Origin of the sequence: Agrobacterium sp. V1, from assembly GCF_030518355.1 — a bacterium.
GTDB classification, from domain to species: domain Bacteria; phylum Pseudomonadota; class Alphaproteobacteria; order Rhizobiales; family Rhizobiaceae; genus Agrobacterium; species Agrobacterium cucumeris.
In genome coordinates this window covers 99840-126198 of record NZ_JAULSF010000001.1, presented here as the reverse complement: position 1 = coordinate 126198, position 26359 = coordinate 99840, and the positions used below count along the sequence as shown (strand labels likewise).

Annotated in this window: 26 protein-coding genes, 1 tRNA gene and 1 riboswitch; of the genes, 9 read left to right on the top strand and 18 right to left on the bottom strand. The window is 58.4% G+C overall.

Features of this window, described 5'->3' with window-relative positions; genetic code table 11:
- Positions 1 to 35 precede the first annotated feature (35 nt).
- Positions 36 to 977, bottom strand: a complete 942-nt coding sequence (locus QSV77_RS00605) for a class I SAM-dependent methyltransferase (protein ID WP_302732246.1) — start codon at positions 975 to 977, stop codon at positions 36 to 38.
- A 168-nt stretch (positions 978 to 1145) separates the two neighbouring features.
- Between QSV77_RS00605 and QSV77_RS00600 the strand changes: the two genes are divergently transcribed.
- Complete coding sequence (locus QSV77_RS00600; protein ID WP_046800527.1) at positions 1146 to 1412, top strand: DUF6460 domain-containing protein; 267 nt, start codon at positions 1146 to 1148, stop codon at positions 1410 to 1412.
- A gap of 1 nt (position 1413) precedes the next feature.
- Entirely contained in the window at positions 1414 to 1914 is a 501-nt protein-coding gene (locus QSV77_RS00595; protein ID WP_142841051.1) for a CAP domain-containing protein, read from the top strand.
- Between the two features lie 62 nt (positions 1915 to 1976).
- On the opposite strand, the gene QSV77_RS00590 is transcribed toward QSV77_RS00595, so the two are convergent.
- A complete protein-coding gene (locus QSV77_RS00590) occupies positions 1977 to 3068 on the bottom strand; it encodes a quinone-dependent dihydroorotate dehydrogenase (RefSeq protein WP_302732245.1) in 1092 nt (363 codons plus the stop codon).
- Positions 3068 to 3421, bottom strand: a complete 354-nt coding sequence (locus QSV77_RS00585) for a DUF952 domain-containing protein (RefSeq protein WP_142841049.1) — start codon at positions 3419 to 3421, stop codon at positions 3068 to 3070. Before QSV77_RS00585 ends, QSV77_RS00590 begins: the two co-directional genes overlap by 1 nt.
- A 241-nt stretch (positions 3422 to 3662) precedes the next feature.
- On the opposite strand from QSV77_RS00585, the gene QSV77_RS00580 reads away from it, so the two are divergent.
- Entirely contained in the window at positions 3663 to 4313 is a 651-nt protein-coding gene (locus tag QSV77_RS00580) for a response regulator transcription factor (RefSeq protein WP_142841048.1), read from the top strand.
- Between the two features lie 113 nt (positions 4314 to 4426).
- Positions 4427 to 5077, top strand: a complete 651-nt coding sequence (locus QSV77_RS00575; protein WP_302732244.1) for a helix-turn-helix transcriptional regulator — start codon at positions 4427 to 4429, stop codon at positions 5075 to 5077.
- Between the two features lie 47 nt (positions 5078 to 5124).
- On the opposite strand, the gene QSV77_RS00570 is transcribed toward QSV77_RS00575, so the two are convergent.
- Both QSV77_RS00570 and uppY read right to left on the bottom strand, forming a co-directional pair.
- Positions 5125 to 5877 carry a polysaccharide deacetylase family protein gene (locus QSV77_RS00570; protein WP_302732243.1) on the bottom strand — a complete coding sequence of 251 codons (753 nt, stop codon included), beginning with the start codon at positions 5875 to 5877 and terminating at the stop codon, positions 5125 to 5127.
- 26 nt (positions 5878 to 5903) lie between these two features.
- Positions 5904 to 7199, bottom strand: a complete 1296-nt coding sequence (gene uppY, locus QSV77_RS00565; protein ID WP_271360644.1) for a Wzy-type polysaccharide biosynthesis protein UppY — start codon at positions 7197 to 7199, stop codon at positions 5904 to 5906.
- A 289-nt stretch (positions 7200 to 7488) separates the two neighbouring features.
- Here uppY and uppX point away from each other — a divergent pair, with 289 nt between their 5' ends.
- A complete protein-coding gene (gene uppX, locus QSV77_RS00560) occupies positions 7489 to 8781 on the top strand; it encodes a Wzx-type polysaccharide biosynthesis protein UppX (RefSeq protein WP_302732242.1) in 1293 nt (430 codons plus the stop codon).
- A gap of 92 nt (positions 8782 to 8873) precedes the next feature.
- Here the strand turns inward: uppX and QSV77_RS00555 are convergent, their stop codons facing one another.
- On the bottom strand, positions 8874 to 9635 hold the full coding sequence (locus QSV77_RS00555; protein WP_302732241.1) for a transporter substrate-binding domain-containing protein: 762 nt from the start codon (positions 9633 to 9635) through the stop codon (positions 8874 to 8876).
- A 170-nt stretch (positions 9636 to 9805) separates the two neighbouring features.
- On the opposite strand from QSV77_RS00555, the gene QSV77_RS00550 reads away from it, so the two are divergent.
- Positions 9806 to 11767, top strand: a complete 1962-nt coding sequence (locus QSV77_RS00550) for a glycosyltransferase family 2 protein (protein WP_302732240.1) — start codon at positions 9806 to 9808, stop codon at positions 11765 to 11767.
- Positions 11768 to 11980: 213 nt separating this feature from the next.
- On the opposite strand, the gene QSV77_RS00545 is transcribed toward QSV77_RS00550, so the two are convergent.
- The 4 genes from QSV77_RS00545 to QSV77_RS00530 form a co-directional block, all read right to left on the bottom strand.
- Positions 11981 to 12274, bottom strand: a complete 294-nt coding sequence (locus QSV77_RS00545; RefSeq protein ID WP_046800726.1) for a hypothetical protein — start codon at positions 12272 to 12274, stop codon at positions 11981 to 11983.
- A gap of 89 nt (positions 12275 to 12363) precedes the next feature.
- Positions 12364 to 13053, bottom strand: coding sequence for an aquaporin Z (gene aqpZ, locus QSV77_RS00540; RefSeq protein ID WP_271360640.1), 690 nt, complete (start codon positions 13051 to 13053; stop codon positions 12364 to 12366).
- Positions 13054 to 13202: 149 nt separating this feature from the next.
- Positions 13203 to 13276 (bottom strand) — tRNA-Gly (locus tag QSV77_RS00535).
- 57 nt (positions 13277 to 13333) lie between these two features.
- Positions 13334 to 14431 carry a 2'-deoxycytidine 5'-triphosphate deaminase gene (locus tag QSV77_RS00530; protein WP_302732239.1) on the bottom strand — a complete coding sequence of 366 codons (1098 nt, stop codon included), beginning with the start codon at positions 14429 to 14431 and terminating at the stop codon, positions 13334 to 13336.
- 73 nt (positions 14432 to 14504) lie between these two features.
- Positions 14505 to 14583: riboswitch (SAM riboswitch) on the top strand.
- A gap of 43 nt (positions 14584 to 14626) precedes the next feature.
- Between QSV77_RS00530 and QSV77_RS00525 the strand changes: the two genes are divergently transcribed.
- Positions 14627 to 15811 (top strand): O-succinylhomoserine sulfhydrylase, encoded by a 1185-nt coding sequence (locus QSV77_RS00525; protein ID WP_302732238.1) that lies wholly within the window; start codon positions 14627 to 14629, stop codon positions 15809 to 15811.
- A gap of 238 nt (positions 15812 to 16049) precedes the next feature.
- Positions 16050 to 16442: a Co2+/Mg2+ efflux protein ApaG gene (apaG, locus tag QSV77_RS00520; protein ID WP_142840988.1), complete on the top strand. Its 393-nt coding sequence runs from the start codon at positions 16050 to 16052 to the stop codon at positions 16440 to 16442.
- Positions 16443 to 16493: 51 nt separating this feature from the next.
- On the opposite strand, the gene QSV77_RS00515 is transcribed toward apaG, so the two are convergent.
- The 3 genes from QSV77_RS00515 to QSV77_RS00505 form a co-directional block, all read right to left on the bottom strand.
- The gene (locus QSV77_RS00515) at positions 16494 to 17483 is read right to left on the bottom strand and encodes an Hsp33 family molecular chaperone (RefSeq protein ID WP_142840987.1); all 990 of its coding nucleotides are present in this window, start codon (positions 17481 to 17483) and stop codon (positions 16494 to 16496) included.
- 244 nt (positions 17484 to 17727) lie between these two features.
- Entirely contained in the window at positions 17728 to 18645 is a 918-nt protein-coding gene (gene argF, locus QSV77_RS00510) for an ornithine carbamoyltransferase (protein WP_046799462.1), read from the bottom strand.
- A 55-nt stretch (positions 18646 to 18700) separates the two neighbouring features.
- Complete coding sequence (locus QSV77_RS00505; RefSeq protein WP_302732237.1) at positions 18701 to 19900, bottom strand: aspartate aminotransferase family protein; 1200 nt, start codon at positions 19898 to 19900, stop codon at positions 18701 to 18703.
- Between the two features lie 430 nt (positions 19901 to 20330).
- Here QSV77_RS00505 and QSV77_RS00500 point away from each other — a divergent pair, with 430 nt between their 5' ends.
- Positions 20331 to 20864, top strand: coding sequence for a GcrA family cell cycle regulator (locus QSV77_RS00500; protein WP_269700093.1), 534 nt, complete (start codon positions 20331 to 20333; stop codon positions 20862 to 20864).
- 299 nt (positions 20865 to 21163) lie between these two features.
- Here QSV77_RS00500 and phoB read toward each other — a convergent pair whose 3' ends face one another.
- The 5 genes from phoB to pstC form a co-directional block, all read right to left on the bottom strand.
- Entirely contained in the window at positions 21164 to 21847 is a 684-nt protein-coding gene (phoB, locus tag QSV77_RS00495) for a phosphate regulon transcriptional regulator PhoB (RefSeq protein ID WP_003493692.1), read from the bottom strand.
- Between the two features lie 30 nt (positions 21848 to 21877).
- Complete coding sequence (gene phoU / locus QSV77_RS00490) at positions 21878 to 22603, bottom strand: phosphate signaling complex protein PhoU (RefSeq protein WP_142840984.1); 726 nt, start codon at positions 22601 to 22603, stop codon at positions 21878 to 21880.
- Between the two features lie 98 nt (positions 22604 to 22701).
- Positions 22702 to 23517, bottom strand: a complete 816-nt coding sequence (gene pstB / locus QSV77_RS00485; protein WP_142840983.1) for a phosphate ABC transporter ATP-binding protein PstB — start codon at positions 23515 to 23517, stop codon at positions 22702 to 22704.
- A gap of 14 nt (positions 23518 to 23531) precedes the next feature.
- On the bottom strand, positions 23532 to 24854 hold the full coding sequence (gene pstA / locus QSV77_RS00480) for a phosphate ABC transporter permease PstA (protein ID WP_142840982.1): 1323 nt from the start codon (positions 24852 to 24854) through the stop codon (positions 23532 to 23534).
- Positions 24851 to 26335: a phosphate ABC transporter permease subunit PstC gene (gene pstC, locus QSV77_RS00475; RefSeq protein WP_142840981.1), complete on the bottom strand. Its 1485-nt coding sequence runs from the start codon at positions 26333 to 26335 to the stop codon at positions 24851 to 24853. Before pstC ends, pstA begins: the two co-directional genes overlap by 4 nt.
- Positions 26336 to 26359 lie beyond the last annotated feature (24 nt).

The following is a 26359-nucleotide window of genomic DNA, read 5'->3' as shown; positions in this document are numbered from 1 at the left end:
CTGACCTATCGCGAAAAAGGCAAGAAACGGAATGTTCAGGCTCTGGCGCGTGCAAGAAAAAGAATGCCGGAAAGGGGTTTTCCGGCATCCTTGCGAATGGTGGTTTTGCGGATTTCGATGAGTGAAAAGCCCGCCCGCTCCAGAAGGTCGGTCACGTAGCTTTTGGAATGGGCGTAACGAAGGGATTCCCGCAGGATGAACCCTTCTTCATCTCCCGCATCCTCCACCGAGAAGGCGAAAAAGCCCGATGGCTTGAGCAGGGCGGAAACGAGCGGCATGACGGTTTCGAGGCTGCCGAGATACATCATGACGTCGGCGGCGGCGACGAGATCGGCGCGGTGGCGCGCAAGTGCCGGGGTGAACAGTCCGGAGGTCTCTTCATCCAATGAAAGATCGGCCTGGTCGAGATGATCGTAGAGATCCTTTTCCTCGGCCTTGGCCAGCATGTTCTGCGAAATATCGAACCCCTCCAACCGTTTTGCGAGGGAGCGGATCTCGACACCAAGAAGACCAGTACCGCAGCCGATATCGACAATGGTGTCGAAGACGCCGCCTTTCGCCTGCCTGTCGATCAGTTCCGCCAGTTTTTGCGGCACGCTGTAATCCAGCTTCTCAACAAGCGAGGTTTCGAAGCGGTCGGCATAATCGTCAAACAGCCCTTCCACGTAACGGCTCGGCGGCTGCTCGGGTGTTTCCGCGGCGCCGAGAACCGCAAGTTTCAGTTCGGCTGCAAACAGCCCTTCCCTATCCAGCTCGGCGACTTTCTCGTAAGCTGCCACCGCTTTTGCGGTGTCGCCCGCCTTTTCGTGATATTCCCCGAAGCGAAACCATCCCGCCGTCCACCGTGGCGCCAGTTCAAGCGCCTGTTCCATAAGTTCGGCGGCGGCGGGATAATCACCGCCTTCCGCCAACATGCGGGCATAGTCGGCCCGGCGGTCGGCAATGACGTCACCGGAAGAAAACTGGTTTGGGGCCATCAATGATTCCTGAGAAGATGCCGGCTGTCATTTATCAAGCCATAAAAAAACTCAAGTCCTATTTCATGGCACCCGCGTGGAATTGACTGATATGGCGCGATATAATGCGCGAAAACTTGCATCGAAGCGGTCCGTTTCATATGTCAGGATAAAACAGGAGACTTGCTGATGGCCGGTGAGGTCAACAAAATGCTGGGTGATACGGTGGCCCGCACCGTGGTGAAGCTGCTGGTGGTTTCGCTGCTCGTCGGTTTTCTGATGGCGATCTTCGGATTGACGCCGTGGAACATCATCTATAGCGCGCGTGATTTCGTCGTCGACCTGTGGCGAAGCGGTTTCCATGCGCTGGGCGCAATCGGCGACTATCTGATCCTCGGGGCCACGATCGTCATTCCCGTTTTCATCATCCTGCGCCTGCTGAGCTATCGCCGCTGACATGACCAATACATCATCACTTCAGACGCTTTCCCGGCGCGGCTTCGTGCTGATTTCCGCCGGCTCCGTTCTTTCCGCCTGCGTTTCCATGCCCACCAACAAGGGAATGCCATCAGGCACCCGCGATGAGACGGCGGCGGCGCTGCCGATGGTCAACGACCTGCGCCGCTCGAAGGGGCTTTCACCGCTTTCGATCAATGGCGCGGCAAGCGGTGCAGCCGCCTATCAGGCCGGCCGCATGGTCAAGGCGCAGAAGATGGCGCATCTGATTGGCCTCACCGACAGTTTCCTCATCCGCATGAAGGATGGCAAGGTGCCGCTTCCAGCAGCGGAAAACGTGGCCGCCGGACAGGACAGCGTCGAGCGTGTCGTCAAGGCCTGGATCGGCTCGCAGCACCATCTTGAAAACATGCTCGGGCCTTATAATGGCCTTGGCGTCGCGGTTGCCTATGATGCCGCCAGCCGCAACCGGCCCTATTGGGCAATGGTGCTCTGCGCCTGATCAGATGACGGAAGCGGGGTTCACGGGCAGCCAAGTCGCCGCGCCCCTACCCCGCTCCGGAATCAGCCGAGCTTGCGGTCGGCCCAGCGGTCTACGGTGCTGTCGCGCAGGTCACGAATAGACTGCACACCCTCACGGGCGACCAGTTTCGACAGGCCTTTGACGATGGCAGATGGCAGGCCCGGGCCTTCATAGACCATGCAGGAATAGAGCTGCACCAGATCGGCCCCTGCCCTCACCTTTTCCAGCGCGGTTTCCGCAGATGAGACACCGCCGACACCGATGATCGGCAGATTGTCGCCGACGCGACGGCGCATCTTGGCGAGAACCGTGGTCGAGAGCTCGAACAACGGCTTGCCGGACAAGCCGCCGGTCTCGCCTTTGTGCGGACCGGGCCGCAGGCCTTCGCGGGAGAGCGTGGTGTTGGAGATGATCAAACCATCGAGATCATGGGCGAGCGCTTCTTCGGCGACGTCATCCATTCCCTCTTCAGTCAGATCGGGTGCGATCTTGAGAAAGACCGGAATGCGTTTGCCAAAGCGCTCAGCCTGCGCCTTGCGACGGTCCAGCACCGCAACGAGAAGTGCGGCAAGGCTTTCACGCGCCTGCAGGTCGCGCAGGCCGGGCGTATTGGGCGAAGAAATATTGACGGTGAAATAGGATGCGACCGAATAAAACGCCTCGATGCCCTGCACGTAATCGGCAATACGGTCTTCGCTATCCTTGTTGGCGCCGATATTGACGCCGACGATGCCCCGCAGGCTCGCCTGCTTCAGGCGCTCCAGCGCTGCGGCATGGCCTTCATTGTTGAAACCGAGGCGATTAATGACGCCTTCATCCTCAACCAGACGGAAGATGCGGGGTTTCGGATTGCCGGATTGCGCTTTCGGCGTGACGGTGCCGATTTCCGTGAAGCCGAAACCGAGCCGCAGAAGCGGTCCCGGCACTTCGGCGTTCTTGTCATAACCTGCCGCCATGCCGAGCGGATTGGGAAAGACGAGACCGGCAACGGTCTGTTGCAGACGCGGATCATGTGGCACCATGCACGTGGGCAGAAAGCCGCTTTTCAGCGCGGCGATGGACAGTCCATGCGCCTTTTCCGGATCGACCAGAAACAGGCCCTTGCGGCCAACAGAGGAAAATAATCCGCTCATCATAAAATCTCCGGAAACTGGTGCTGGCCATCATGATCGAGTGAGAGCGGCGTTTCCCAAAGCACGGCGCTCAAGGGAAGCGGGGCATAGAGGTGGGGGAAAAGATCGCCGCCTCTGGAGGGCTCATAGACCAGCCTGTCGCCCAGCGCTGCGCCGTCGACTGCAATCAGAAGCAGATCGACCTGGCCGGAAAAATGCCGCGCGGCGGTCTCGGCCACCTGTTTCGCCGTCGAAAAATGAATAAAGCCGTCGGTCAGGTCGATGGCCGCACCTTCGAACACGCCTTTTGCCCTGGCTGCACTCCACAACGTCTCCGGCACGATTTTATAGATGATCGCGGGCGTTTCCTGCATAGGGCTCTCCAAGGCTTTCCACTCAGCGGGATTTGCCGCAAAGCTCGAAGATTGTCCACAGTTTCCACGGCATTTTTATTGCGGAGAGCTTCAAAGGCCACCTCCCCACAAGCTTTTTCTTGTAATGCGCAAGCGATTGGCGCAACCTTGAGCGGAGGAGCCGGGCGCGTTTCGACCGCCGGCAAGGGAGTGCACCAGTACCCGCGAAAGAACCGCATAACGCCCTTGGGAGGGGGCCAGAATGTCGGAACTTGTCATTATTATTGCAGATGATCACCCGCTTTTTCGCGGTGCCCTCAAACAGGCCGTATCCGGTCTTGATGGGCAGCAGACCATTGTGGAAGCGGGAGATTTCGAAGCCGCCCGAAGCGCTGCAACGGCACGCCACGACGCCGATCTGATGCTTCTCGATCTCGCCATGCCGGGGGTTAGCGGATTTTCCGGCCTGATGGCGCTCAGGGCGGAATTTTCCAGCCTGCCGATCGTCATCGTTTCGGCAACGGACGACGCAACCACCATCCGCCGATCCATCGAGCTCGGCGCTTCCGGTTTCATTTCCAAATCTTCCGGTATCGATGATATCCGCGATGGCATCCGCGCGGTGCTGGAAGGCGATGTCTGGATACCGGCGGGTCATCAAGGTGAAAAGGAACAGGATTCGGACGTCGCCGATCTCATCGCCCGGCTCAGAACGCTGACGCCGCAGCAGAGCCGGGTTCTCGGCATGCTGGCTGAAGGGTTACTGAACAAGCAGATCGCCTATGAGCTGAATGTTTCGGAAGCCACCATCAAGGCGCATGTCTCGGCAATCCTCCTGAAGCTCAAGGTCGACAGCCGCACGCAGGCCGTCATCCAGCTCGCCAAGATAAATACATCGGCCATGGTGGCGTGAACCAAGGATTTTATTCCTTTCCTTTCTTTACTCCAGGCTGGATATAGTCTAGATTCCGGTGGGTAAACGACAGGAGCTTTTCCGCCACCGGCTCCATCTGCGGGCTTTCTATCATGCTTTCACACGAGACGATCTGGAACGCCATCGATACGCTAGCCAAGCGTCATGAGCTGACACCATCAGCACTGGCAAAACGTGCCGGTCTCGATCCCACCTCGTTCAACAAGTCGAAGCGTTTCGGCCCGGACGGGCGCAAGCGCTGGCCCTCGACGGAATCCGTATCAAAGGTGCTGGAGGCCACGGGGGCAAGTGTCGATCAGTTTTTCGGCTACGCTTTCGGCAAGGCGCAGACCATGCAGCCTTCCGGTGCCGACAATGCCATTCCGCTTCTCGGCTTTGCGCAGGCCGGTTCCGGCGGTTTTTTCGACGATGGCGGTTTTCCAGCGGGTCAAGGTTGGGATGTGGTGGAATTCCCCTCGTCCCCCGAACGCAAACAGGGCGTCTATGCACTGGAAGTGCAGGGCGAAAGCATGATGCCGCTTTACCGCGACGGCGATATCCTCATCGTGGAACCGGGCGCGCAGGTGCGGCGCGGTGACCGTGTGGTGCTGAAAAGTCGCGACGGTGAGGTGATGGCCAAGGTGCTGGCGCGGCAAAGCCCCAAGAACATCGAGCTTCTTTCACTCAATCCCGAACACCCGAACCGCAGCTTCGACATGGCCGATGTGGAATGGATCGCCCGCATCATCTGGGCCAGCCAGTAAGCGCGCGGACAACGAACAGCTGACGCCATACCGCGGACAATACCTATTCAGAGACCGAGCGCATTTGCGGCGGCATCCACCGTCATGACTTTCGCCCCTCCGGACATCGCCCGGCGCACAAGACTCCGAAGCCTCTCTTCCGGGCAACCGTAAAAACTCGGCGTGGTCGAAACATCATGGGTGAAAATGATGAGCCAGCCGCCATTTTGCAGAGCGTCCTGCAGCCAGTGGTCAGCGGCATCGAGATAATTTTGATCCGACCGCAATTCGACGGCGGCAAGATTATGCGGATCGACGCTGCCGCGATTGATGCCGGGCATGATGCCGCGGGCGGTTCTGAACCGGCGCCGCAACAGGGGCTGCATGATTGGCGAGGCCATGCCGAAAGGAACGGAGAAATTCTGCCTGTGCCGTTTTTTGTCGTATGATCCGAGCACGCGGTCATTGCGGTCGAAATCTTCTTCAAGCCCGCGCCGTGAAAAACTCGACAGTTTGCGGTGGGAATAGGTGTGGCAGGCAAGCTCATGGCCGGCGGCTGCAAGCTCGGAACAGCCCTTTGCGGAAATCATCTCCTGCTGTTCATAATGTCCGTCGATAAAAACGCCCGCGATGTAAAATGTCCCGCGAACACCCTCATCCTCCAGAATGCGGGCGCCGCTCGTCCAGGCACTCGCCGGAACATCGTCAAATGTGAAGGAGACGATCGGCTGCGATGTTTCGATCCGCACCGCCGGTCGCGAAAAATACCGCACGAGCCGGTTATTGACCCGGTCTGCAATCGTTCCGATTTTTTGCGTCATACCCAGCCCCCCGGCCTGTCAACGAATTACTGCCCCTGTTCAAGTATGTCGTAAGCCTGATGCCTCAGACAATAAATTGCGATCAGAAGAGACGACCAGATAGGCCCGGTTCCGGTAAAGAAATTACTCTCAAGACACGAAGAAAGTAAGGCATACACCCAGATTCGTCCAAAAAGCCGCGTCAAAGCCGGGTCCGTACCGCGGTCCACCGCCGTGCGAAAATCATTTGCGGGAATGATGACGAGCCATATGACTGTCAGGATGAAAGCCGGCAGGCCGCCATTCAGCAGACTTTCGACATAACCATTATGGGCGTGAAAGGCCGTGACCGCCCAGGTGCCGGCAATATCGGCCTGCGATAAAAGCCGGTCGCTCGTCCAGAATGCCTGGAAACCCTGGCCGAAGATCGGCGATTGCGCAAAGGTGTCGAAGGACAGGCGCCATATGTCCGTTCGTCCGGTGAAGGTGGAATCGATGCCTAGGCTTTCGACCAGATTCTGTATGCTTGGAAAATAGGTGGAGCCGACCGCGACGATGTTGAGAAATGTGAGGAGGCCGCCGATCATCAGCAATGTCCGGCCGGCATGTCTTTCCATGATCCAGATCAGCGCGATGGTGACGGGCAGCAGCATCGCGGCGGTTTTCCCGTTGGTTTTCCAGAGGAAGAACCCTGCCAGCAGCGTGATCGCAATGCCGCCGACCGTTGACCAAGCGTTGCGCAGATAAAGCCCGACCATGAAAAGAATGATCATGGCGGGCGCGGCGGCGTTCTTGTGGTTGAAGATGCCTCGCCAGTCGCCAGCAAGCGCTTTTTCCTCAAGATCATAAGGCTGGTGGACCGCGCGCGCGCGCAGGAAGATCACCCCGAAATAGCAGAGCGCAAGCAGAATGATGGCGAAGACGGCCATCATCCGGTCAAACTGCCGCCGGTCCCTTGGCATGACCACAAGGACACTGGTGATGAAGCACAAAAGCGCCGTGAAGATCAGGCGTTGCAGCGAGGTGCCAGGCCCCGCCCCAAGCACCGAGCAGATCACCAGCCAGGCAAACAGCAACAGGATGGGCAGACGCGGCCGCAGCAAAAGCCCCGTCAGCCGGTGGCGCAGGGCAAACACCCCTAAAATCAGCGCGATCACCAGTCCAGTCAGCTGGTTTGCAGCGGCGTGCGGCACAGGCGGAGCGGCAAGGTTCTCAAAAGGCGCTACCGAAATCCATATATAGAGCATCGTGACGACGAAAAAAATCGCGTCGCGACGGCCGCCCGAAAGGGACATGGCGCTGCTTTCCGCAGAAATGGACTGCGTATCAGCAAAACGCGGCATGGTCGCCTGCATCGGGAGCGGAAAATCGGATCATTGGCCTGCCTTGTGACGAACAACAAAACCCTTGTGAAACCGGGCCATGTCCAAATAACCATAAACGGTCATTATCATCATTATTGTGCAATTGCTTTAACCCTCTCTTACCTCAAGAAGGCTAAGACAGGAGAAACTGCCATTCATTCGGGTTATTGGCATTCAGATTACTGGCCGATCACCGGCTTTTTCAGTTCGCGAAATATTGCAAGGCAGGGCGGTCATTGTTGAACTTGCCCGGCAATGTCGAAAAAACATGGAGAATGAGGTGTCGTTGAATACGCCGCGGTTCGGCCATCTAGTCAGACTGGGATTGACCTACATGGCATCCGGCGGGGCATTGCTGATGTCCAGCGCCGCCCAGCTTTTGACGTTTGCCCTGCTCGCCCGCCATCTCGGTGTCGAACAATTCGCGCTTTACGCCTCGATTACCGCCGTGACCAATCTGGGTGTGCAGATCTGCGGCATTGGCTCGCAGGAATCGCTCATTCGCCGCGTGGCGCAGGATCGCAGCATGTTTCCCGTCATGCTTGGCCACAGTTACCTTTTGAGTGCGGCGACCGGTGTGGTCCTGACCATTATCGGCATGGTAACGATCCCGGTGTTTTTTCCGACCTCGGAAACATTACTGCACACGCTTATCACCACCTTCCTCATCCTCATCACCAACCTCGTTCTTTTGAAGGTCATTTCGCTTTCCACACAGAGCTTCATCGCCCATTCCGACTTCGCCTCGGCCAACAAGCTGGAGGTGATGTTCGCCGTGGCGCGCACGATTGCCGCCGTGGTCGCCTGTCTCGTTTTCAAGGTGGAAACGGTGGAGGCCTGGGCCTTGTGGAACCTCGCCGCCCACACCATTGCGGCGGTGATTTCCGTGAAGGCGATCAGCAGGCTCGGCAGGCCGGTATTCCGGATCGTGCGCGATGAAATCCGCATCGGCATTCTGTTTTCCACGCAGTTCCTGTTCAAGGCCGTGCGCGGCAATGCCGACATTCTGGTTCTCGGCGCTATTGCCAGCGCCGAGGTTCTGGGCAGCTATTCCATTGCCAGGCGAATTCTCGACAGTTCCTACCTCTCCGTTGAGGCGCTTAACCGCCTGATCTATCCGGGTTCGGCCTCTGCCGCCCTGCAGGGTATCAGCAAGACGATAGAACGTGCCTATAATGTGTTGAAGGCTGCCCTTGTCATTGCGGCCGGCAGCGCATTGGCGATCTTCATCATCGCACCATTCCTGCCCCTCTTGTTCGGCGACGAATATGTTTCGCTGCCCATCATCACCCGGGTTCTCTGCTGGGCGGTGATACCCATGGCTGTTGCGGCAACGGCGCTTGAAGCGCTCGGCGCATCCGGGCGGCAGGATATTCGCGCCAAGATATGGAACAGCGGTAACCTCATCGGTTCCGTCGTCGTCGCGCTTGCCACCTGGTCTTTCAGCATTTCAGGAACGATTGGCAGCTATTTCATGGTGGAGACCGCCATTGCCGCTGCGGTGTGGATCGCGCTTTTGCGACTGCGCCGCAATGACGAGGCGTTTGCCCCCGCGAAATAGGATGTAACGCCACAGGCGATCTGAACCGGATCGACAAAGAAACTATCGCCATCCGCAAAGCGTTAAGCCGCTACACTGTTTTCCCGAATGCTCTAATAAAGCCCATAGGGGAAATAACGGCGGTAGATTTCTTCCAGCCGGCCGTTGCGGGAAAGTGCGGCAAGCGCCTGATCGAAGGCCGGCACAAATACATTATCCGGATCGACGGCCATGATGGAAAGGCCTTCGCCAAGCAACCTGTCCGACATATAAGGGCCGCCAAAGAGCGCGCAGCAGCCTTCGGCGGCGCTTCCCGAAATCCAGAAAGGCAGGCGCAGGCCGTCAGCAAAGATGGCGTCCACCTTGCCCGTCTTCAGGGCTTCATACATGGGTTCATAACCCTCGAAACCTTCAGGGGCGGCTTTGGGAAAAAATGCCTTGAGCATTTGTTCATGCCGCGAACCGGCGACGACCCCCACCTTTTTTCCCGACAGGGCGTCAGCACCGGACCCGGAAAACTTCGCGGCCTTGTTGACCGCAAGACGGGCGGGCAACAGCAGATAGGGGCGCGAGAAGGTAAAACTCTTGCGCAGGTCAGCGGTGGTGGCGATGCCGGAAATAACCGCTTCGCCTTCCCCCATTTCCAGGGCCGCCTCCAGCTCGTCAAACGGCAATGCCTGCACCTGGCATTTGCTTTCCACCTTCAGCTGGGCGCAGATTTCACGCACCAGATCCACATGGAAACCCGCGAGCCGGCCCTCCTGATCGGTAAAATTGAACGGCGGAAAATCAACCGACATCAAAAACCTGATCCGCGGCACGGACGAAAGATCGCCGCCCGGAAATCGCTCCTGCGCATCAAACAGCACGGGCATACGGTTTCCGTCCGAGAGACCTTCGGCACGAGCTTCGCCAATAACACCAAAAAATTGTAAAGCGAAAGCTAAAGTAAAACCAATACCTATATTTCGCGTTACATTCGTCATTCTCATCTATACTGTCCGTGGCAGGATGTGGGGCATTACCATGACGGCGGCGGCGATGCATGGATCAATCTAGCCATTATACACGAGAATCGTTTCGCACGACGCCAATGGAACGGAAAATTGCATTTTCATTCACCGGCGATGATCGGCAATGGAGCGCAGCCGAACAGGCTGAACCCGGGCAAGCCGAACCCGGACAGGCGCAGTTCCTCGCTTCACTGGGCTTCGGCAAACCCTATATCGACGCATTCGAGCAGCGGGCTCTTAAAAACGGCGCGAAGGTGGAAGATGAGTTGCTGGCAAGCGGCCTTGTCCAGCCGGACGCTTATTTCGGTGCTTTTGCCAGATTTCTGCGGCTGCCGTTTTTCCCGGAAATCGATCCGGAACGGGTCGAGGATATCAAAACCCTCGATACGCAACTCGCTGAACCACAGTTACTCCGGTTGAAGCCACTGAACGGCAGGCCGCTCCTTCTGATCGTGCCGGAACTGGGACGGTTTGAATTGCTGAAGACCATGCTTGATCGGCATCCGCATCTTTTTGACGAACTTGCCGTTACCACGCCGCAGGCCATGCGCAGCGCAATCTGGAAGGCAGGTGAAACGCGCCGCAGCCAGGAGGCGCAACAGCGGCTTTTCAACGCGGCACCGGGCCATTCCGCCAGGATTACATTACAGGGCCAGCAGGGTTTCTACACCGGCATTCTGGTTACGCTGCTGACGCTGTCGTTACTTTTTTATACGGAAGCGGCTCTGGCTTACATCCACGTCAGCCTGACGATGCTCTATTTCTTCACACTGCTTTTCAGGCTGTTTGCGCTTGTTAATGCTCCGCACGCTCCGACGGAAAACGAAAAACAAACCCTCCCCGCTCTCCAAAACGACAGCGACCTGCCGGTCTACACCGTTCTCGTGGCGCTCTATCGCGAGGAGGCCGTCGTCGAGCAGCTCATCGGCGCGCTGGAGCGTCTGGATTGGCCCAGGTCCCGACTGGATATCAAACTCATCTGCGAAGCGGATGATGACGCGACGATCACCGCCATCAGGCGCGTCAATCCCGGCCCGCATATTGAGCTCATAAAAGTGCCGCCATCCCTGCCGCGCACCAAACCCAAGGCGCTGACCTATGCACTCGCCGGGGCACGGGGCGCCTTCGTTGTCGTTTACGATGCGGAAGACCGCCCCCATCCGCAACAATTGCGCGAAGCCCATGCCACCTTTCGCCGCCAGCCGGACGAAGTGGCCTGCCTGCAGGCGCCGCTTATTATCAGCAATGGACGCTCCTCCTGGCTCAGCGCCTGTTTCGCGCTGGAATATTCCGGCCTCTTTCGCTGCATGTTGCCCGTTCTTGCCGCGCACAGGCTGCCGCTGCCACTTGGCGGCACTTCAAACCATTTTCGCACCGCGATATTGCGCCGCGTTGGTGCGTGGGACCCTTATAATGTGACCGAGGACGCCGATATGGGCCTGAGGCTGCACAGGCTCGGTTATCGCTGCGGTGTCATCCGACGACAGACGCTGGAAGACGCGCCAACCTCGCTCTCCGTGTGGCTGAGCCAGCGGGCGCGCTGGTACAAGGGCTGGCTGCAAAGCTGGCTGGTGATGACCCGTGCGCCCCTTACAACTGCACGCCAGATGGGATGGATCGACTATATCGTCTTTCAACTGTTGATCGGCGGCATGCTTTTATCGTCGCTGACCCACCCTCTGCTATTTCTTTCCTTCGCCGTTATGGCCATGGCGATCCTGGAAAGCGGCACAGATATGCTGTTTTCCTGGCAGGGCATTCTGTTCTTCATCGATACGCTGAATATTCTCGGGAGCTACACCATCTTCGTGCTGATGGGCCGAAACAGAATGATAGCCTATGAAAAGCAACAGGTCGGACAATATTGGCTGGCGATACCGGTTTACTGGCTGATGTTGTCTTTTGCGGCATGGCGCGCGGTTGTGGAACTGAAAACCAGACCCTTCGTCTGGAACAAGACGCCACATATGCCGGCCGTCAAGAATTCGGCCTGACGCGGCATCCGTAATATCGGTGAATGCAGTTCTTACACGCCTTTCCGGCAACCGCAGAACAAGTCTCACCATTGCAGACGTGCTACTGCATCTCGCAAAAATCCGGTTTCAGCAGCGTTGCCGTTATCGATACGGAATACACCAGAAGCCTTGCCGAATGAGACTTCTCCTCCGGCAAGCTCTGTCACGCCACCACGCGGGTGACCAACTGCCCTATTTGGCGACGAGTTTGTTCTTGATCAGACCGACAATGATCTGAACGATCAGACCACCGACACCGCCGCCAACCAGCTGACCCGCAAGAGCGCCGATATCCACACCACCGGCCGCCGCATTTCCCGCCGCTCCAAGCAGTGAGCCAAGTACGGTTCCACCGCCAATGCCGCCAATGGCGCCTGCAATCAGGTTGCCAAGCGAGCCGAGATCGGAATCCTTGACTATCTTCCCGCCAGCCGTGCCGCCAACCGCACCACCGATCACCTGGGCCAATATCGAAGCAAGATCCATGTCATCCTCCTCAATGGTTTCCCCGACCATTCGGGAAAACAAACTTCCCATTCATGTCTGCGCGGGCAAGAAGGAGCTGGCCTTGGACCTTACTCTTCTTTCTCGCCGAAAAGTTTCCAGACCACAGCACCGATGGCACCGCCGAGGATCGGAGCAAGCCAGAATAGCCACAGCTGCTGCAGCGCCCATCCACCGACGAACAATGCCTGTCCCGTCGAGCGGGCCGGATTGACCGAGGTATTGGTGACCGGAATGGAAATCAGATGGATAAGGGTAAGGGCAAGACCGATGGCAATTGGCGCAAAACCGGCAGGAGCCCTGCCATGCGTCGATCCCAGAATGACGATCAGGAAAAATGCGGTCAGGATCACTTCGATCAGCAGCGCTGATACGAGCGAATACCCCCCCGGTGAATGTTCGCCATAACCATTGGCAGCAAAACCACCAAGTTCGGCACCCGCCTTGCCAGTGACGATGACATAAAGCGCAGCTGCCGCAACAATCGCGCCCAGAACTTGCGCCACAATATAAGGAACGAGGTTCGATACCGGAAACTTGCCGGCCACCGTCAGACCAACGGAAACCGCCGGATTAAAATGACCGCCGGAAATGCCTCCGACCGCATAGGCCATGGTCAGCACCGTCAGGCCGAAAGCAAAAGCAACGCCGAGGAAACCAATGCCAAGCTCTGGAAACCCGGCAGCGAAAACCGCACTGCCACAGCCACCGAAGACAAGCCAGAATGTTCCCAGAAATTCCGAAAGAAGTTTGCGACTCATAACACTTCCCCATAATGTTACGACTGCGTCAACTATTACGTGCAATTTAATCGTAGTCAAGCTAAATTGTAGAGATGTACTTGCCGCCTTGCGGCGGCCACGCACGACCTGCCCGCGGGCCAGAAAAGATTTCAGCTATATTGGAAAAATGGAGCGGGTGAAGGGAATCGAACCCTCGTATTCAGCTTGGGAAGCTGCTGCTCTACCATTGAGCTACACCCGCACCGTAAGACAAGACATCGGACAGTTCGCAACGGGTGTCAAGCACCCGGTACGCTCATTATTCCGCCCGGAAATGTTTGGAGAGTTTCAGGCCCTGGGCCTGATAATTGGAGCCGAGGCCTGTGCCGTAGAGGCCTTCCGGTTTTTGCAGCATGTGCTCGTAAACCAGCCGGCCAACGATCTGGCCGTGTTCGAGGATGAAGGGCACCTCGTGGCTGCGCACTTCCAGCACGGCACGGCTGCCGGTGCCGCCGGCCTGTGCGTGGCCGAAGCCGGGATCGAAGAAGCCGGCATAGTGCACACGGAACTCGCCCACCAGGGGGTCGAAAGGAGTCATTTCAGCGGCGTAAAGCGGCGGCACGTGCACTGCTTCGCGTGAAACGAGAATATAGAACTCATCGGGATCAAGGATCATTTCGGCGCGGCCGCGGGCAAAAAGCGGCTCCCAGAAATCGAGAACGTCGTGCTGGGCTTTCTTGTCGACATCCACCACTGCCGTGTGATGCTTACCGCGATAACCGATCAGCCCGTTATCGCCGAAACCCTTCAGGTCGATAGAGAGCGCGATGCCGCCGCCCGTCACGTTGGGGGTTTCACTGGCGACCAGCGTTTCCGTTTCGTGCAGCTTTAGAAGCTCACTTTCGTTGAGCAGCGAATGGCCGATGCGGAAACGGATCTGCGACAAGCGCGAGCCGCGGCGCACCACCACGGGGAAGGTGCGCGGGCTGATTTCCAGATAAAGCGGGCCGGCATATCCCGCCGGAATCTTGTCGAATTCCTGCGCACTGTCGGTCATCACGCGGGTGAAGATATCAAGGCGGCCGGTCGAGCTTTTGGGATTGGCTGAAGCCGACATCTCCCCCGGCAGCTCCAGGCTTTCCATCAGCGGAACGATATAAACGCAACCGGTTTCCAGCACGGCGCCCTCAGAGAGATCGACTTCGTGCAGGCTGAAGCGATTGAGCTTGTCGATGACGCGGGTTCCGGGGCCGGGCATGAAGCTGGCACGAACGCGATAGGCTTTGGAGCCCAGCCGCAAATCGAGGCTGGCGGGCTGCACCTGGTCAACATCGAGCTTGGCCTCGCTTTTCAGCTTGCCGCCCGCAAACAGCGCCCGGATAGCGCCATCCGCCAAAATGCCCGTGGTTCTCGTCATGGTCATCATTCCTTTTTACGGCGACAAAACCAAAAGGAAAGCATTGACGCAAGCCGATAACGGCAGTATGGCAAGCTTATCCCGTGGTGATTTGGCCGGTCGGCTTGCAGCCACGTTAAACAAGTGGCTAAAAAGACCGGGTGCTTGGAACCGGTCTGCTTTTGCGGCCGGTTTTTTTGTTTTGAAGGTGATCACATGAGCAATAAATGGCGCCCGGCAACCCAGCTCGTTCACGGCGGTACGCTACGCTCCCCCTATGGTGAGACGTCTGAAGCGATCTATCTGACCCAGGGTTTCGTCTACGAAAACTCCGAAGCCGCCGAAGCGCGCTTCAAGGGCGAAACGGACGGGTTCATCTACGCCCGTTATGCCAGCCCGACCAATGACATGTTCGAAAAGCGCATGTGCCTGCTGGAAGGTGCTGAAGACGCCCGGGCGCTTGCCTCCGGCATGGCCGCCGTCACCGCCGCCATCATGTGCCAGCTGCGCGCCGGCGACCATATCGTTGCCGCACGCGCCCTTTTCGGCTCCTGCCGCTGGGTGGTTGAGACACTTGCTCCGAAATACGGCATCGAGTGCACGCTGATCGACGGGCGCGATCTCGGTAACTGGGAAAAGGCGATCCAGCCGAATACCAAGCTGTTCTTCCTTGAAAGCCCGACCAATCCGACACTTGAAGTGGTGGATATTGCCGGTGTGGCAAAGCTTGCCAACCAGATCAGCGCGAAGGTCGTGGTCGACAATGTATTTGCGACACCACTCTTCCAGAAGCCGCTCGAACTCGGCGCTCATATCGTGGTTTATTCGGCGACCAAACATATTGATGGTCAGGGCCGTTGCCTCGGCGGCGTGATCCTTTCCGACAAGAAGTGGATCGAGGAAGAGCTGCAGGATTATTTCCGCCACACCGGTCCGGCCATGTCGCCGTTCAACGCGTGGACGCTGCTGAAGGGCATTGAGACCTTGCCGCTGCGCGTCAAGCAGCAGACGGAAAATGCCGGCAAGATCGCCGATTTCCTCGCCGATAGCGGCAAGGTCGCCAAGGTCATCTATCCCGGCCGCGCCGATCACCCGCAGGCCGATATTATCGCGCGGCAGATGTCGGGCGGCTCGACGCTGGTGGCTTTCGAACTGAAGGGCGGCAAGGATGCGGCTTTCGCGCTGCAGAACGCGCTGGAGATCGTGAAGATTTCCAACAATCTGGGCGATGCCAAGAGCCTGATCACCCATCCCGGCACCACAACGCACAAGAACCTTTCCGATGAGGCGCGCGCCGAGCTGGGCATTTCCGGCGGAACTCTGCGTCTTTCCTGCGGTATCGAAGATACGGACGACCTGCTGGAAGATCTGGCGAAGGGGCTGGCAGCCGTTTCCGCCTGAGAATTCAATCCGTAAGCACCATGGCCCTACCCTGCGTCGGGCCATGGCGCGGCCGGCTCCGCAACGGGCAAAATCCTGTGGCGGGCAACCAATATTTACCTTTATCGTTATCCCTAACGGTGGAAAACGGCGCAACAACAGGTGGCGCCCACCCGTCAAGCCGTTCATTTTCTTGACGATAGCCAGAGCCTATAGTGTAGGATAATGGCAACAGGCATAATATCGAGGTGTGGCGCGTATGTATCGTGCTCTGACAAGGGATATCGAGGTAACGGTCGATCCGTATTATCTCGAAGAACAATCCGACCCGGATGACGACCGTTACGTCTGGGGTTACAAAGTCGTGATCTCGAACAATTCTGATATGACGGTGACACTCGTCAACCGCTATTGGCATATCACCGATCAGAACGGCCAGGTGGATGAAGTATATGGGCCGGGCGTCGTGGGTGAGCAACCGCACCTGAACCCCGGCGACAGCTATGAGTACTCCTCCGGCTGCCCGCTGGACACGCCTTCGGGCCTGATGTTCGGCCATTATGAAATGGAAACCGAAAGTGGCGAGGTGTTCAATGTCACCATTCCCGCCTTTTCGCTGGATTCACCCGGGCTTTTACGGGTGTTGAACTGAGGTGCACGAGCAATTGAAAAGCCGCGCCTTTTAACAGCGCGGCTTTTTTACTCAGACGTTTTCAAACTCGCTGATGTCGTAGCGATAGGTGGTGGAGCAGAATTCGCACGTCACCGCAATTGCGCCGTCTTCCTCACTCGCCTTGATCTCTTCAGCGGTGAAGCCGGACAGAACGCCCTTGATCTTGTCACGCGAACAGCTGCAACGATCGAAGATGACCTGCGGATCATAGATGCGCACGCCGCTCTCATGAAACAGCCGATACAGGAGACGTTCGACCGGCACCTGCGGGTCGGTCAATTCGTCGGTATCGACCGTATTCAGCAGCGTTACCGCCTCGGTCCAGGCATCGTCTTCCATCGTTTCGTGACCGCCTTCATCGCCATCACCACCGTGGAGATCGCGCATGCGCAGACGCTCCGGCGCCTGCGGCAGGAACTGGGCGATGACGCCGCCGGCACGCCAGCCATGACGTGGCTTGCCTTCACCGTCACGGTCGAAGAACTCGGCAACGCCGAGGCGCACGCGAGTGGGAAGCTGTTCCGACTGCCGGAAATAAACCCCGGCGATTTCTTCCAGCGACGAGCCATCCAGCGGAACGATGCCCTGATAGGGCTGCATACCCATACCCTGATCTATAGTAAAAGCGAGAATGCCCGTGCCCAGCAATTGTTCGGGCGAGGTGGCGCCGGCAGCGATTGCCTCGGCCAGCCGCTCTTCGTCAAAACGGGCATAAGCGCGCATGCTCTCGGGCGCGGTGAAGTCCGCCACCAAAAGGTCCACCGGGCCATCACCCTTGGTCTGCACCGTAAGCTTGCCGGAAAACTTCAGGGATGTACCGATCAGCGCCGTCAGAACCGTCGCTTCCGCCAGCAGGCGGGCGACAACCGTGGGATAGTCGTGCCGTTCGAGGATGGCGTTCAGCAGCGGCCCAACCTGCACGGCGCGGCCGCGCACATCCAGACCTTCGACCTGAAAGGGCACAACCTTGTCGTCGCCAGCAAGAACGAGATCGTCGAGTTCAACCGTTACATCTGCCATATCATAACTCCCTGGCGCAGCCGTTGCGCCGCTACCGTCCAAAAGTCCGGCTCTTTGAATGTGCTTTTTCCGCTTGTCGCACAGAGATCCGGGAAGCGAAACCGCCTCCGGGGAAAATCGTGCAAATCTTGATGATGGCCCGCCAGCAAAAAACCGACGAGCCTCTTCGAAGTCCCACAGATGGTAATGTATGCGGCCAAGTTCAAGCACCTGGTCCGGCATCGATCAGAACCGGCAATGGTCGTCAGATGACGCCCATGCACCAGGCAATGACGGACTTCTGTGCGTGGAGCCGGTTTTCCGCCTCATCGAAGACCACCGATTGCGGCCCGTCGATAACGCCGTCCGTTACTTCCTCGCCGCGATGCGCCGGCAGGCAGTGCATGAACAGTGCGTCCTTATCGGCCTTGGCCATCAGCGCTTCATTCACCTGATACGGCTGGAAGATGTTGTGGCCGCGCGCCTTGTGCTCCTGGTTCATCGATACCCAGGTGTCGGTAACGATACAATCTGCCCCGGCAACCGCCTTGTCGGCATCATGATAAAGCGCGATCTCGCCGCCATTATTGCGCGCCCAGTTGAGGAACTTGTCGTGCGGTTCAGAGCCCATGGGCACCGCCATGTTCATGCGGTAACCGAAGCGGGCAGAGCCTTCAACGAAAGAGTGCAACACGTTATTGCCGTCACCCGTCCAGGCGATTGTCTTGCCTTTCACCGGGCCACGATGTTCCTCGAACGTCAATATATCCGCCATGATCTGGCAGGGATGGGTGTCGTCGGTCAGGCCATTGATAACAGGCACGGTTGCATGTTCGGCAAGCTCAAGCAGGCGCGAATGATCCGTGGTGCGGATCATGATGGCGTCAACATAACGCGACAGAACCTTGGCCGTATCACCGATCGTTTCCGCACGACCGAGCTGCATTTCCGTACCCGACAGGAACAGCGTCTCACCGCCGAGTTGGCGCATGCCGACATCGAAGGAAACGCGGGTTCGGGTGGACGGCTTTTCAAAGATCATCGCCAGCATCTTGCCGGCCAGCGGCTTTTCCGCCGTGCCGGCCTTGGTGGCAATCTTGCGCGCCCGCGCATCATCGAGAATCGTCCGCAAGTCCTCCGACCCAACGGCCGAAAGGTCTAGAAAATGTTTTGGTGAAGCCATTTCAAACTGTCCCATGCTCGCGAGCCTCCGGGAAGAGGCCCGCCCTTGATTGGTTTCAGGCGATTTTCGCCTGTTTCGCTGTCAGGGAAGCGGCAGCCGCTTCCACTCGCGCCAGCCCTTCGCGGGCCTCTTCCGCCGTGGTGACGAGTGGCGGCAGAAGACGGATGACGTTGTCACCTGCCGGCACGCCGAGCAGGTGCTCCGCGCGCATGGCCTGCAATAGATCACCCGAAGGAACCTTCGCCTTGATGCCCATCAGCAGGCCTTCGCCACGAATTTCCTCGATCACATCAGGATAACGATCCTTGAGCGAGGCCAGACCCTGGCGGAAGACCAGCGCGACATCACGAACCTTCTCCAGAAAGCCGTCGGCCAGAACGACGTCCAGCACGGCATTGCCAACCGCCATTGCCAGCGGATTGCCGCCATAGGTGGTGCCATGCACGCCGGCCGTCATGCCGGAGGCAGCATCCGCTGTCGCAAGGCAGGCACCAAGCGGGAAACCGCCGCCGATACCCTTGGCAACCGCCATGATATCAGGCGCAACGCCGGTCTGCTCATAGGCAAACAGCTTGCCCGTGCGGCCGACACCCGTCTGGACTTCATCGAAAATCAGGAGAAGGCCGTGCTCGTCGCACAATCCACGCAGGATTTGCAGGAATTCCTTGCTTGGCGCCCGAATACCGCCCTCGCCCTGAATAGGCTCGATCAAAAGTGCGGCCGTCTCGGTCGTGATGGCGGCCTTCAAGGCATCGACATCAGCGAAAGGAACCTGATCGAAACCTTCGACCTTGGGGCCGAAACCCTCGAGATATTTCTGCTGGCCGCCGGCAGCGATCGTCGCCAGCGTGCGGCCATGGAAGGCACCCTCGAACGTGACGATGCGGAACTTTTCCGGATGACCCTTTGAATAATGATAACGGCGCGCTGTCTTGATGGCGCATTCCAGCGCTTCAGCACCGGAATTGGTGAAGAACACCTTGTCTGCGAAGGTTGCTTCCGTCAGGCGCTTGGCGAGCTTTTCCTGTCCGGGCACTTCATAGAGGTTCGAGACGTGCCAGACCTTCTCGGCCTGCGTCTTGATTGCTTCCACAAGGTGCGGATGGGCGTGGCCCAGCGAGTTAACCGCAACACCGGCTGCAAAATCCAGATATCGTTCGCCGCTCTCCGTGAACAGCCAGACGCCTTCACCGCGCTCGAAGCGCAGCGGGGCTCTTGAAAACGTATCGAACAATGGCGCGGCGGCTTCGGCCATGGCTGTATCACTCCTTGCGCGGATGCGCTGTCATAAGGTTGTCAATAGGCTTGCGGGGTTATCCCTCGCCTGAAAATCAAAAATGCCGCCTCGCGGCGGCAGGGGCACTATTGTCACTTCGTTTGCCGATGTCAACAAAAGTCCGCGTTTCCCGGGCTTCTCAAGCACTAGTAGGCATTACCAAAAGAGGCCCAAGGTGTTGCCTTTCAGACTCAACTCGCCAGCAAGTTGGGGAAAACCGGAAAATCGATTCCAGATGATTCCCGCGACTCTTGCCACGGAGTCGGGCTGGCACTAGGTTAATCGCTAATTACTAGACTGCATTGCGGCGGAACTAGTCACCTAAAATCTGGCAGAAACCACGCTCGCGGCGCGCCCGTGAGGCGGAGACGGATTCTGCCGAAATATACGCGACAAGCGGAGAAGCGGCATGAACTGGACAGACGAGCGGGTCGAGAAACTCAAGAAATTGTGGGCCGAAGGACTGAGCGCCAGCCAGATAGCAGCGCAGCTGGGCGGTGTAAGCCGTAATGCCGTGATCGGCAAGGTCCACCGCCTCAATCTGCCGGGACGCGTCAAGGCTGGCGGACCGGTCACTTCGGCACGCTCCGCGCCCAAGCGCACTGCGGCCCCCGCTCCGCGCGCGACAAATTTCACGGCACGCGTCAACGCGGCACCGGCCCGCACCATGAGCCGTTCGAATGCAGCAACCGCTCTTCACGAAGAGATCGATATCGAAACCGCGCAGGTTCTCGATTACGTTCCTTCCAGAAATGTCGTCACGCCGATTTCCCGTCGCCTGACGCTGACGGAACTGACCGAACGCACCTGCAAGTGGCCGGTCGGCGATCCCTTGAAAGACGATTTCCACTTCTGCGGTTGCGAAGCGCTGGAATCCTCACCCTATTGCAAGTTCCATGCGAAGCTCGCCTACCAGCCGGTCAGTGAGCGCCGCAAGGCTTGAGTGTTGCGGCACGCAATCAGCACTCAAAAACTACGGGCCTTCGGGCCCATTTTTTTTATGACAAATTCAGACCGGCTGCGGAAACAATGCGCCGGCAGAATGTTCGGCCTTTCCCTCCATCGCCGAGGCGCCTAGCCCACAAACCGCGCACCAACAGACAGGCGATTGTCCATTCAAAAGGTCAAGACACCGTGTTTGGGGGGAGATTCAAAATCAAAAGGCCCGAAACCGCAATGGTGTCGAGCCTTTTGATGTTTGGACGGATGTTATGCTGACTGAAGCTGGCCAGTTGGCTTCGCTCAGGCTTCCATCGAATATCCGGCGCCGCGAACGGTGCGGATGACATCCTGCATGTGCGAAAAATTGAGCGCCTTGCGCAGACGTCCGACGTGGACGTCAACGGTGCGCTCATCCACGTAGATATCGTGACCCCAGACGCCGTCCAGCAACTGCGAGCGGGAGAACACCCGACCCGGAGATGTCATCAGGAATTCCAGCAGGCGGAATTCCGTCGGTCCGAGACGCACTTCGCGGCTCTTGCGGTGAACGCGGTGGGTTTCGCGGTCGAGTTCGATATCACCGCATTTCAGCACCGAAGACAGAACCTCGGGGCGGGCCCGGCGCAGCATAGCCTTGACGCGGGCCATGAGTTCCGGCGTCGAAAACGGCTTGACGACATAATCGTCGGCGCCGGTGGCAAGACCGCGTACACGCTCGCTTTCTTCACCGCGCGCTGTCAGCATGATGATGGGCAGGCGTTCGGTTTCGGGCCGCATTCTCAGGCGCCGGCACAGCTCGATGCCGGAAACACCGGGCAACATCCAGTCCAGGATGAGAAGATCTGGAATACGTTCCTGCAGCCTGATTTCCGCCTCGTCGCCACGGGGTATCGTGTCGACGTCGTATCCCTCAGCCTCGAGATTGTAACGAAGCAGGACGCTCAACGCTTCCTCGTCTTCCACAACTGCAATCTTGGGCACCATATACTAACTCCGCAAGCTTCTGCCTGTCTGTTATTCGGTCACCGAACCGAGTGTGTTGGAACTATCGTCCTTCGGACGCTCGCCCTCCGGCTGGCTGCCAGTGGCCATGTAATAAATTGTCTCAGCGATATTCGTCGCATGATCGCCGATACGCTCGATGTTCTTGGCGCAGAACAGAAGATGCGTGCAGGTGGTGATGTTGCGCGGATCTTCCATCATGTAGGTCAGAAGCTCACGGAAGAGCGACGTGTACATGGCGTCGATTTCTTCGTCACGCTCGCGGATGGCATTGGCCTTCTCGGCGGAACGGGTAGAATAGACGTCGAGCACTTCCTTGAGCTGCACCAGCGCCAGTTCCGACAGATGTTCGAGACCGCGGGCGAGCTTGCGCGGCACGCCGGTGCCGGCAACGGCGATAACGCGCTTGGCAGTGTTCTTGCCGAGATCGCCGACGCGCTCGAGATCGCCAGCAATACGCAGCGTGCCGATGATTTCGCGAAGATCGGCCGCGACGGGCTGCCGTCTGGCGATGGTGACGATGGCCTTGTCGCCGATCTCCCGCTCGGAATGGTCGAGGATCGCGTCGTCGGAAATGACCTTCTGCGCAAGCGCAGCATCGGAATTGACCAGCGCGCGCACGGCGTCGGCGCACATCTGCTCAGCCAGACCGCCCATTTCGGCGATGCGGCGCGTCAGGAACTTCAATTCATCGTCATAAGCGGACAGAATATGCGAATGGGTCGTTGTCTGTGTCATGGTCTAATCCTCCGGCTTGGCCTTCATGCACGTGCACACCAGCGGGGCACGGCAAAGGCACCAGTCTTGTTCGGTTTCGATAAAGCGCCGGCCGGAAATCAGCCGAAGCGGCCCATGATGTAATCCTGCGTACGCTGGTCGTCCGGATTGGTGAACATCTTGTCCGTTTCGTTTTCTTCGACAAGATGACCAAGATGGAACATGGCCGTACGCTGGGAAACACGCGCTGCCTGCTGCATGGAGTGCGTAACGATGACGATCGTAAAATTGGCGCGCAGCTCGTGGATCAGTTCCTCGACCTTGGCGGTTGCGATCGGATCGAGCGCCGAGCAGGGTTCATCCATCAGGATCACTTCCGGGCTGACGGCAACCGCGCGTGCAATGCACAGACGCTGCTGCTGACCACCGGAAAGGCCGGTGCCGGATTCGTGCAGGCGGTCCTTGACCTCGTTCCACAGGCCGGCCTTCTGCAGGCTCTGTTCAACGATCTGGTCCATATCCGCCTTGTTACGGGCCAGACCGTGGATGCGCGGACCGTAGGAGATGTTCTCGTAAATCGTCTTCGGGAACGGGTTCGGCTTCTGGAACACCATGCCGACACGGGCGCGCAATTCCACGACATCGATCGCCTGATCGTAGATATCGTCGGTGTCGAGCGTGATCTTGCCGGTGACCCGGCAGCCATCGATCGTGTCGTTCATACGGTTCAGGGTACGCAGGAATGTGGACTTGCCGCAGCCAGAGGGGCCGATCAGCGCGGTCACCGTATTTTCCCGAACGTTGAGGTTCACGTCGTAAAGCGCGCGCTTTTCGCCGTAATAAACCGAAACGTCCTTGCCGATCATCTTGTACGAAACTTCATTCATTTTCTTGTCCAGCGCCTTTTCAACTGCTGCTTCCGACAACATGTTCATTGCTCAATCTCCCTCTACCAGCGCCGTTCGAAGCGGCGACGCAACAGGATTGCGCCAACATTCATGACGATGAGGAACAAGAGCAGGATGATGATAGCGCCGGATGTCCGTTCGACAAAGGCACGTTCCGCTTCGTTCGCCCACATGTAAATCTGTACCGGCAGAGCCGTGGACGGATCCATTGGCGTTGTCGGATAATTTGCAACGAATGCCACCATGCCGATCAAGAGCAGCGGCGCCGTTTCACCCAGTGCATGGGCAAGGCCGATGATGGTGCCGGTGAGAATGCCGGGCATGGCAAGCGGCAGGACGTGATGGAAGATCGTCTGCATCTTCGAAGCGCCGAGACCAAGCGCTGCCGCACGGATCGACGGCGGCACGGCCTTCAATGCGGCGCGTGTGGCGATGATGATCGTCGGCAGTGTCATCAGCGTCAGGACCAGGCCGCCGACCAGAGAGGCCGAACGCGGAAAGCCCATGAAGTTGATGAAGACGGAAAGGCCGAGCAGACCGTAAACGATCGAGGGAACAGCCGCGAGATTGTTGATGTTCACCTCGATAAGGTCCGTCAGGCGGTTCTTCGGCGCGAATTCCTCGAGATAGATGGAGGCTGCAACACCGATCGGCAGCGACAGAACCAGCACGATCATCATCATATAGAAGGAACCGATCAGCGCGACACCGACACCCGCCGCTTCCGGACGGCTAGAATTGCCGTTGACGAAGATGCCGGTGTTGAAATGTTTGCCAAGCTGGCCACCTTCGGCGAGCTGGTTCATCCAGCCGAGCTGCTGGTTCGAAATGCGGCGGTTGGCCTCATCCACTGTCAGATCGACCTGGCCCTTGAAGGCGCTATCCACATCGCCCGATGCCAGAAGCGTGACGGTGCGTGTGGTGCCGATAACGGCAGGATCGGCGACGACGATGTCGCGCAGCTGGGTGCGGACGCTGTCGGAGATCATGACGTTGACGGCGCGAAGACCGGCGCGGTCCGTTGGCGCGACGCCGAGAACCTTGGCAACCGCATCGCGGGCGAGAACGGGATAATTGGCCGTCATCAGCTTTGCGGGATTTGCGGCCCGCTCATTCTTCGGATCGATGATCAGTTCGGAAAACTCGACCGGAACGGTGATCATCGTCTGCTGGAAGGCGGTGTAACCCTTGGATACGACCGACCAGAGCAGCAGGAAGAGGAAGATAAGGCCGAAGGAAATCGCTGCCATTCCATAGGCACGGAAGCGGCGTTCGGCGGCATAGCGACGCTTGATGCCGATATCACGGCGCGTGGCGTTGTTTCCGGCGGTAGCGCCGGCTGTGGGAGAAACGATGTCGGTCATTCATATTGCTCCCGGTATTTGCGCACGATGTAAAGCGCGTAGATATTCAGGCAAAGCGTGATGGCGAAAAGCGTGATGCCCAGCGCGAAGGCGACAAGCGTCTGCGGCGAGGTGAATTCAAGGTCGCCGGTCAGCTGGCTGACGATCTTGACCGTTACCGTGGTCATCGGTTCGAACGGGTTGATCTGCAGGCGGGCAGCAACACCGGCGGCGAGAACCACGATCATGGTTTCGCCGATCGCACGCGATGCCGTCATCAGCACGGCGCCGACGATGCCGGGAAGAGCGGCGGGAACGATGACCTTCTTGATGGTTTCAGAGCGCGTGGCACCAAGACCGAGAGAACCATCACGCAACGAACGCGGCACGGCGGTGATGATATCGTCCGACAGCGACGAGACATAGGGAATGAGCATGATGCCCATCACGAAGCCGGCGGTAATGACGCTCTGCGCCTGGATGAAATTGGCGTAGTTGCCGGTTGCGAGACCGTTGATCTGCGTGGAAATGTCTCGCAGGAACGGACCCACCGTCGTCAGCGCGAAGAAACCGTAGACGATCGTGGGAATACCGGCGAGCACCTCGAGCAGCGGCTTTGCCACTGAACGCAGGCGCGGCGAGGCGTATTCCGACATGTAGATCGCCGAAAACAGACCGACCGGGACCGCGACCAGCATGGCGACAAAGCCGATATAGAGCGTGCCGGCAAGCAGCGGGATGAGGCCGAACTGGCCGGACGAGTCCGTTGCACCGGCGGCCGCAAAACGCGGATCCCACACGGTTCCGAAAAAGAACTGGTGTGCCGGAACCATGGTGAAGAACTGGATGGCTTCCGTCAGCATCGACAGGACGATGCCGATGGTCGTCAAGATGGCGATGGACGAGGCGACAAGCAGGGACGCGAGAATGACCCTTTCGACCTTGTTGCGCGCCCGAAAGCGGGGAGCGATCGAACGCAGCGCATAAGCGGCGCCAGCGAACGCGGCCGCCAGCACGATGACAATCATCGCGATGCGGCTTGTCGAGGTCATCGTGTTCAGCGTCTGGGCCGCATCGACCATATAACGCTCGGGATCGCCGGCAATCGCAACGCCTTTTGATGCCAGAAGCGGCCTTACCGTGGCTGTATCCGCATCGGCCTGCGCGGTTTCTTCCGCCGTCAGGCGCTGAAGACCACGGGCGATGGAGCTCACCATGCCATATGTCAGGCTTTGCTGCGCCTCGGACTGGGCGCGCACGTCTTCGGGAAAATTACCACGCACGGCCGAAGTGATGACCAGCGGGCTGATAACAAGCCATATACAGAGAATGAACGCCGCGGGCAAAACCGCCCAGACGACCGCGTAGGAGCCGTGATAACCGGCACGGGAATGCATGCTGGCGGGGCGCCCGCCAGACAGAGCAATGGCGCGGCGACTGCCGAGCAGATAACTGCCGATGCCGATCAGCACCAGTATCAGCAAAAGAATCGATGTGTTCATTAGAATTCCCTCGGCGTGCCTCAA

Excerpts from the sequence above, each read along its gene's own strand:
- QSV77_RS00605 (WP_302732246.1), bottom strand. The coding sequence starts at position 977 with ATGGCCCCAAACCAGTTTTCTTCCGGTGACGTCATTGCCGACCGCCGG.
- QSV77_RS00600 (WP_046800527.1), top strand. The coding sequence starts at position 1,146 with ATGGCCGGTGAGGTCAACAAAATGCTGGGTGATACGGTGGCCCGCACC.
- QSV77_RS00595 (WP_142841051.1), top strand. The coding sequence starts at position 1,414 with ATGACCAATACATCATCACTTCAGACGCTTTCCCGGCGCGGCTTCGTG.
- QSV77_RS00590 (WP_302732245.1), bottom strand. The coding sequence starts at position 3,068 with ATGAGCGGATTATTTTCCTCTGTTGGCCGCAAGGGCCTGTTTCTGGTC.
- QSV77_RS00585 (WP_142841049.1), bottom strand. The coding sequence starts at position 3,421 with ATGCAGGAAACGCCCGCGATCATCTATAAAATCGTGCCGGAGACGTTG.
- QSV77_RS00580 (WP_142841048.1), top strand. The coding sequence starts at position 3,663 with ATGTCGGAACTTGTCATTATTATTGCAGATGATCACCCGCTTTTTCGC.
- QSV77_RS00575 (WP_302732244.1), top strand. The coding sequence starts at position 4,427 with ATGCTTTCACACGAGACGATCTGGAACGCCATCGATACGCTAGCCAAG.
- QSV77_RS00570 (WP_302732243.1), bottom strand. The coding sequence starts at position 5,877 with ATGACGCAAAAAATCGGAACGATTGCAGACCGGGTCAATAACCGGCTC.
- uppY (WP_271360644.1), bottom strand. The coding sequence starts at position 7,199 with ATGCCGCGTTTTGCTGATACGCAGTCCATTTCTGCGGAAAGCAGCGCC.
- uppX (WP_302732242.1), top strand. The coding sequence starts at position 7,489 with ATGGAGAATGAGGTGTCGTTGAATACGCCGCGGTTCGGCCATCTAGTC.
- QSV77_RS00555 (WP_302732241.1), bottom strand. The coding sequence starts at position 9,635 with ATGCCCGTGCTGTTTGATGCGCAGGAGCGATTTCCGGGCGGCGATCTT.
- QSV77_RS00550 (WP_302732240.1), top strand. The coding sequence starts at position 9,806 with ATGGATCAATCTAGCCATTATACACGAGAATCGTTTCGCACGACGCCA.
- QSV77_RS00545 (WP_046800726.1), bottom strand. The coding sequence starts at position 12,274 with ATGGATCTTGCTTCGATATTGGCCCAGGTGATCGGTGGTGCGGTTGGC.
- aqpZ (WP_271360640.1), bottom strand. The coding sequence starts at position 13,053 with ATGAGTCGCAAACTTCTTTCGGAATTTCTGGGAACATTCTGGCTTGTC.
- QSV77_RS00530 (WP_302732239.1), bottom strand. The coding sequence starts at position 14,431 with ATGACGAGAACCACGGGCATTTTGGCGGATGGCGCTATCCGGGCGCTG.
- QSV77_RS00525 (WP_302732238.1), top strand. The coding sequence starts at position 14,627 with ATGAGCAATAAATGGCGCCCGGCAACCCAGCTCGTTCACGGCGGTACG.
- apaG (WP_142840988.1), top strand. The coding sequence starts at position 16,050 with ATGTATCGTGCTCTGACAAGGGATATCGAGGTAACGGTCGATCCGTAT.
- QSV77_RS00515 (WP_142840987.1), bottom strand. The coding sequence starts at position 17,483 with ATGGCAGATGTAACGGTTGAACTCGACGATCTCGTTCTTGCTGGCGAC.
- argF (WP_046799462.1), bottom strand. The coding sequence starts at position 18,645 with ATGGCTTCACCAAAACATTTTCTAGACCTTTCGGCCGTTGGGTCGGAG.
- QSV77_RS00505 (WP_302732237.1), bottom strand. The coding sequence starts at position 19,900 with ATGGCCGAAGCCGCCGCGCCATTGTTCGATACGTTTTCAAGAGCCCCG.
- QSV77_RS00500 (WP_269700093.1), top strand. The coding sequence starts at position 20,331 with ATGAACTGGACAGACGAGCGGGTCGAGAAACTCAAGAAATTGTGGGCC.
- phoB (WP_003493692.1), bottom strand. The coding sequence starts at position 21,847 with ATGGTGCCCAAGATTGCAGTTGTGGAAGACGAGGAAGCGTTGAGCGTC.
- phoU (WP_142840984.1), bottom strand. The coding sequence starts at position 22,603 with ATGACACAGACAACGACCCATTCGCATATTCTGTCCGCTTATGACGAT.
- pstB (WP_142840983.1), bottom strand. The coding sequence starts at position 23,517 with ATGAACATGTTGTCGGAAGCAGCAGTTGAAAAGGCGCTGGACAAGAAA.
- pstA (WP_142840982.1), bottom strand. The coding sequence starts at position 24,854 with ATGACCGACATCGTTTCTCCCACAGCCGGCGCTACCGCCGGAAACAAC.
- pstC (WP_142840981.1), bottom strand. The coding sequence starts at position 26,335 with ATGAACACATCGATTCTTTTGCTGATACTGGTGCTGATCGGCATCGGC.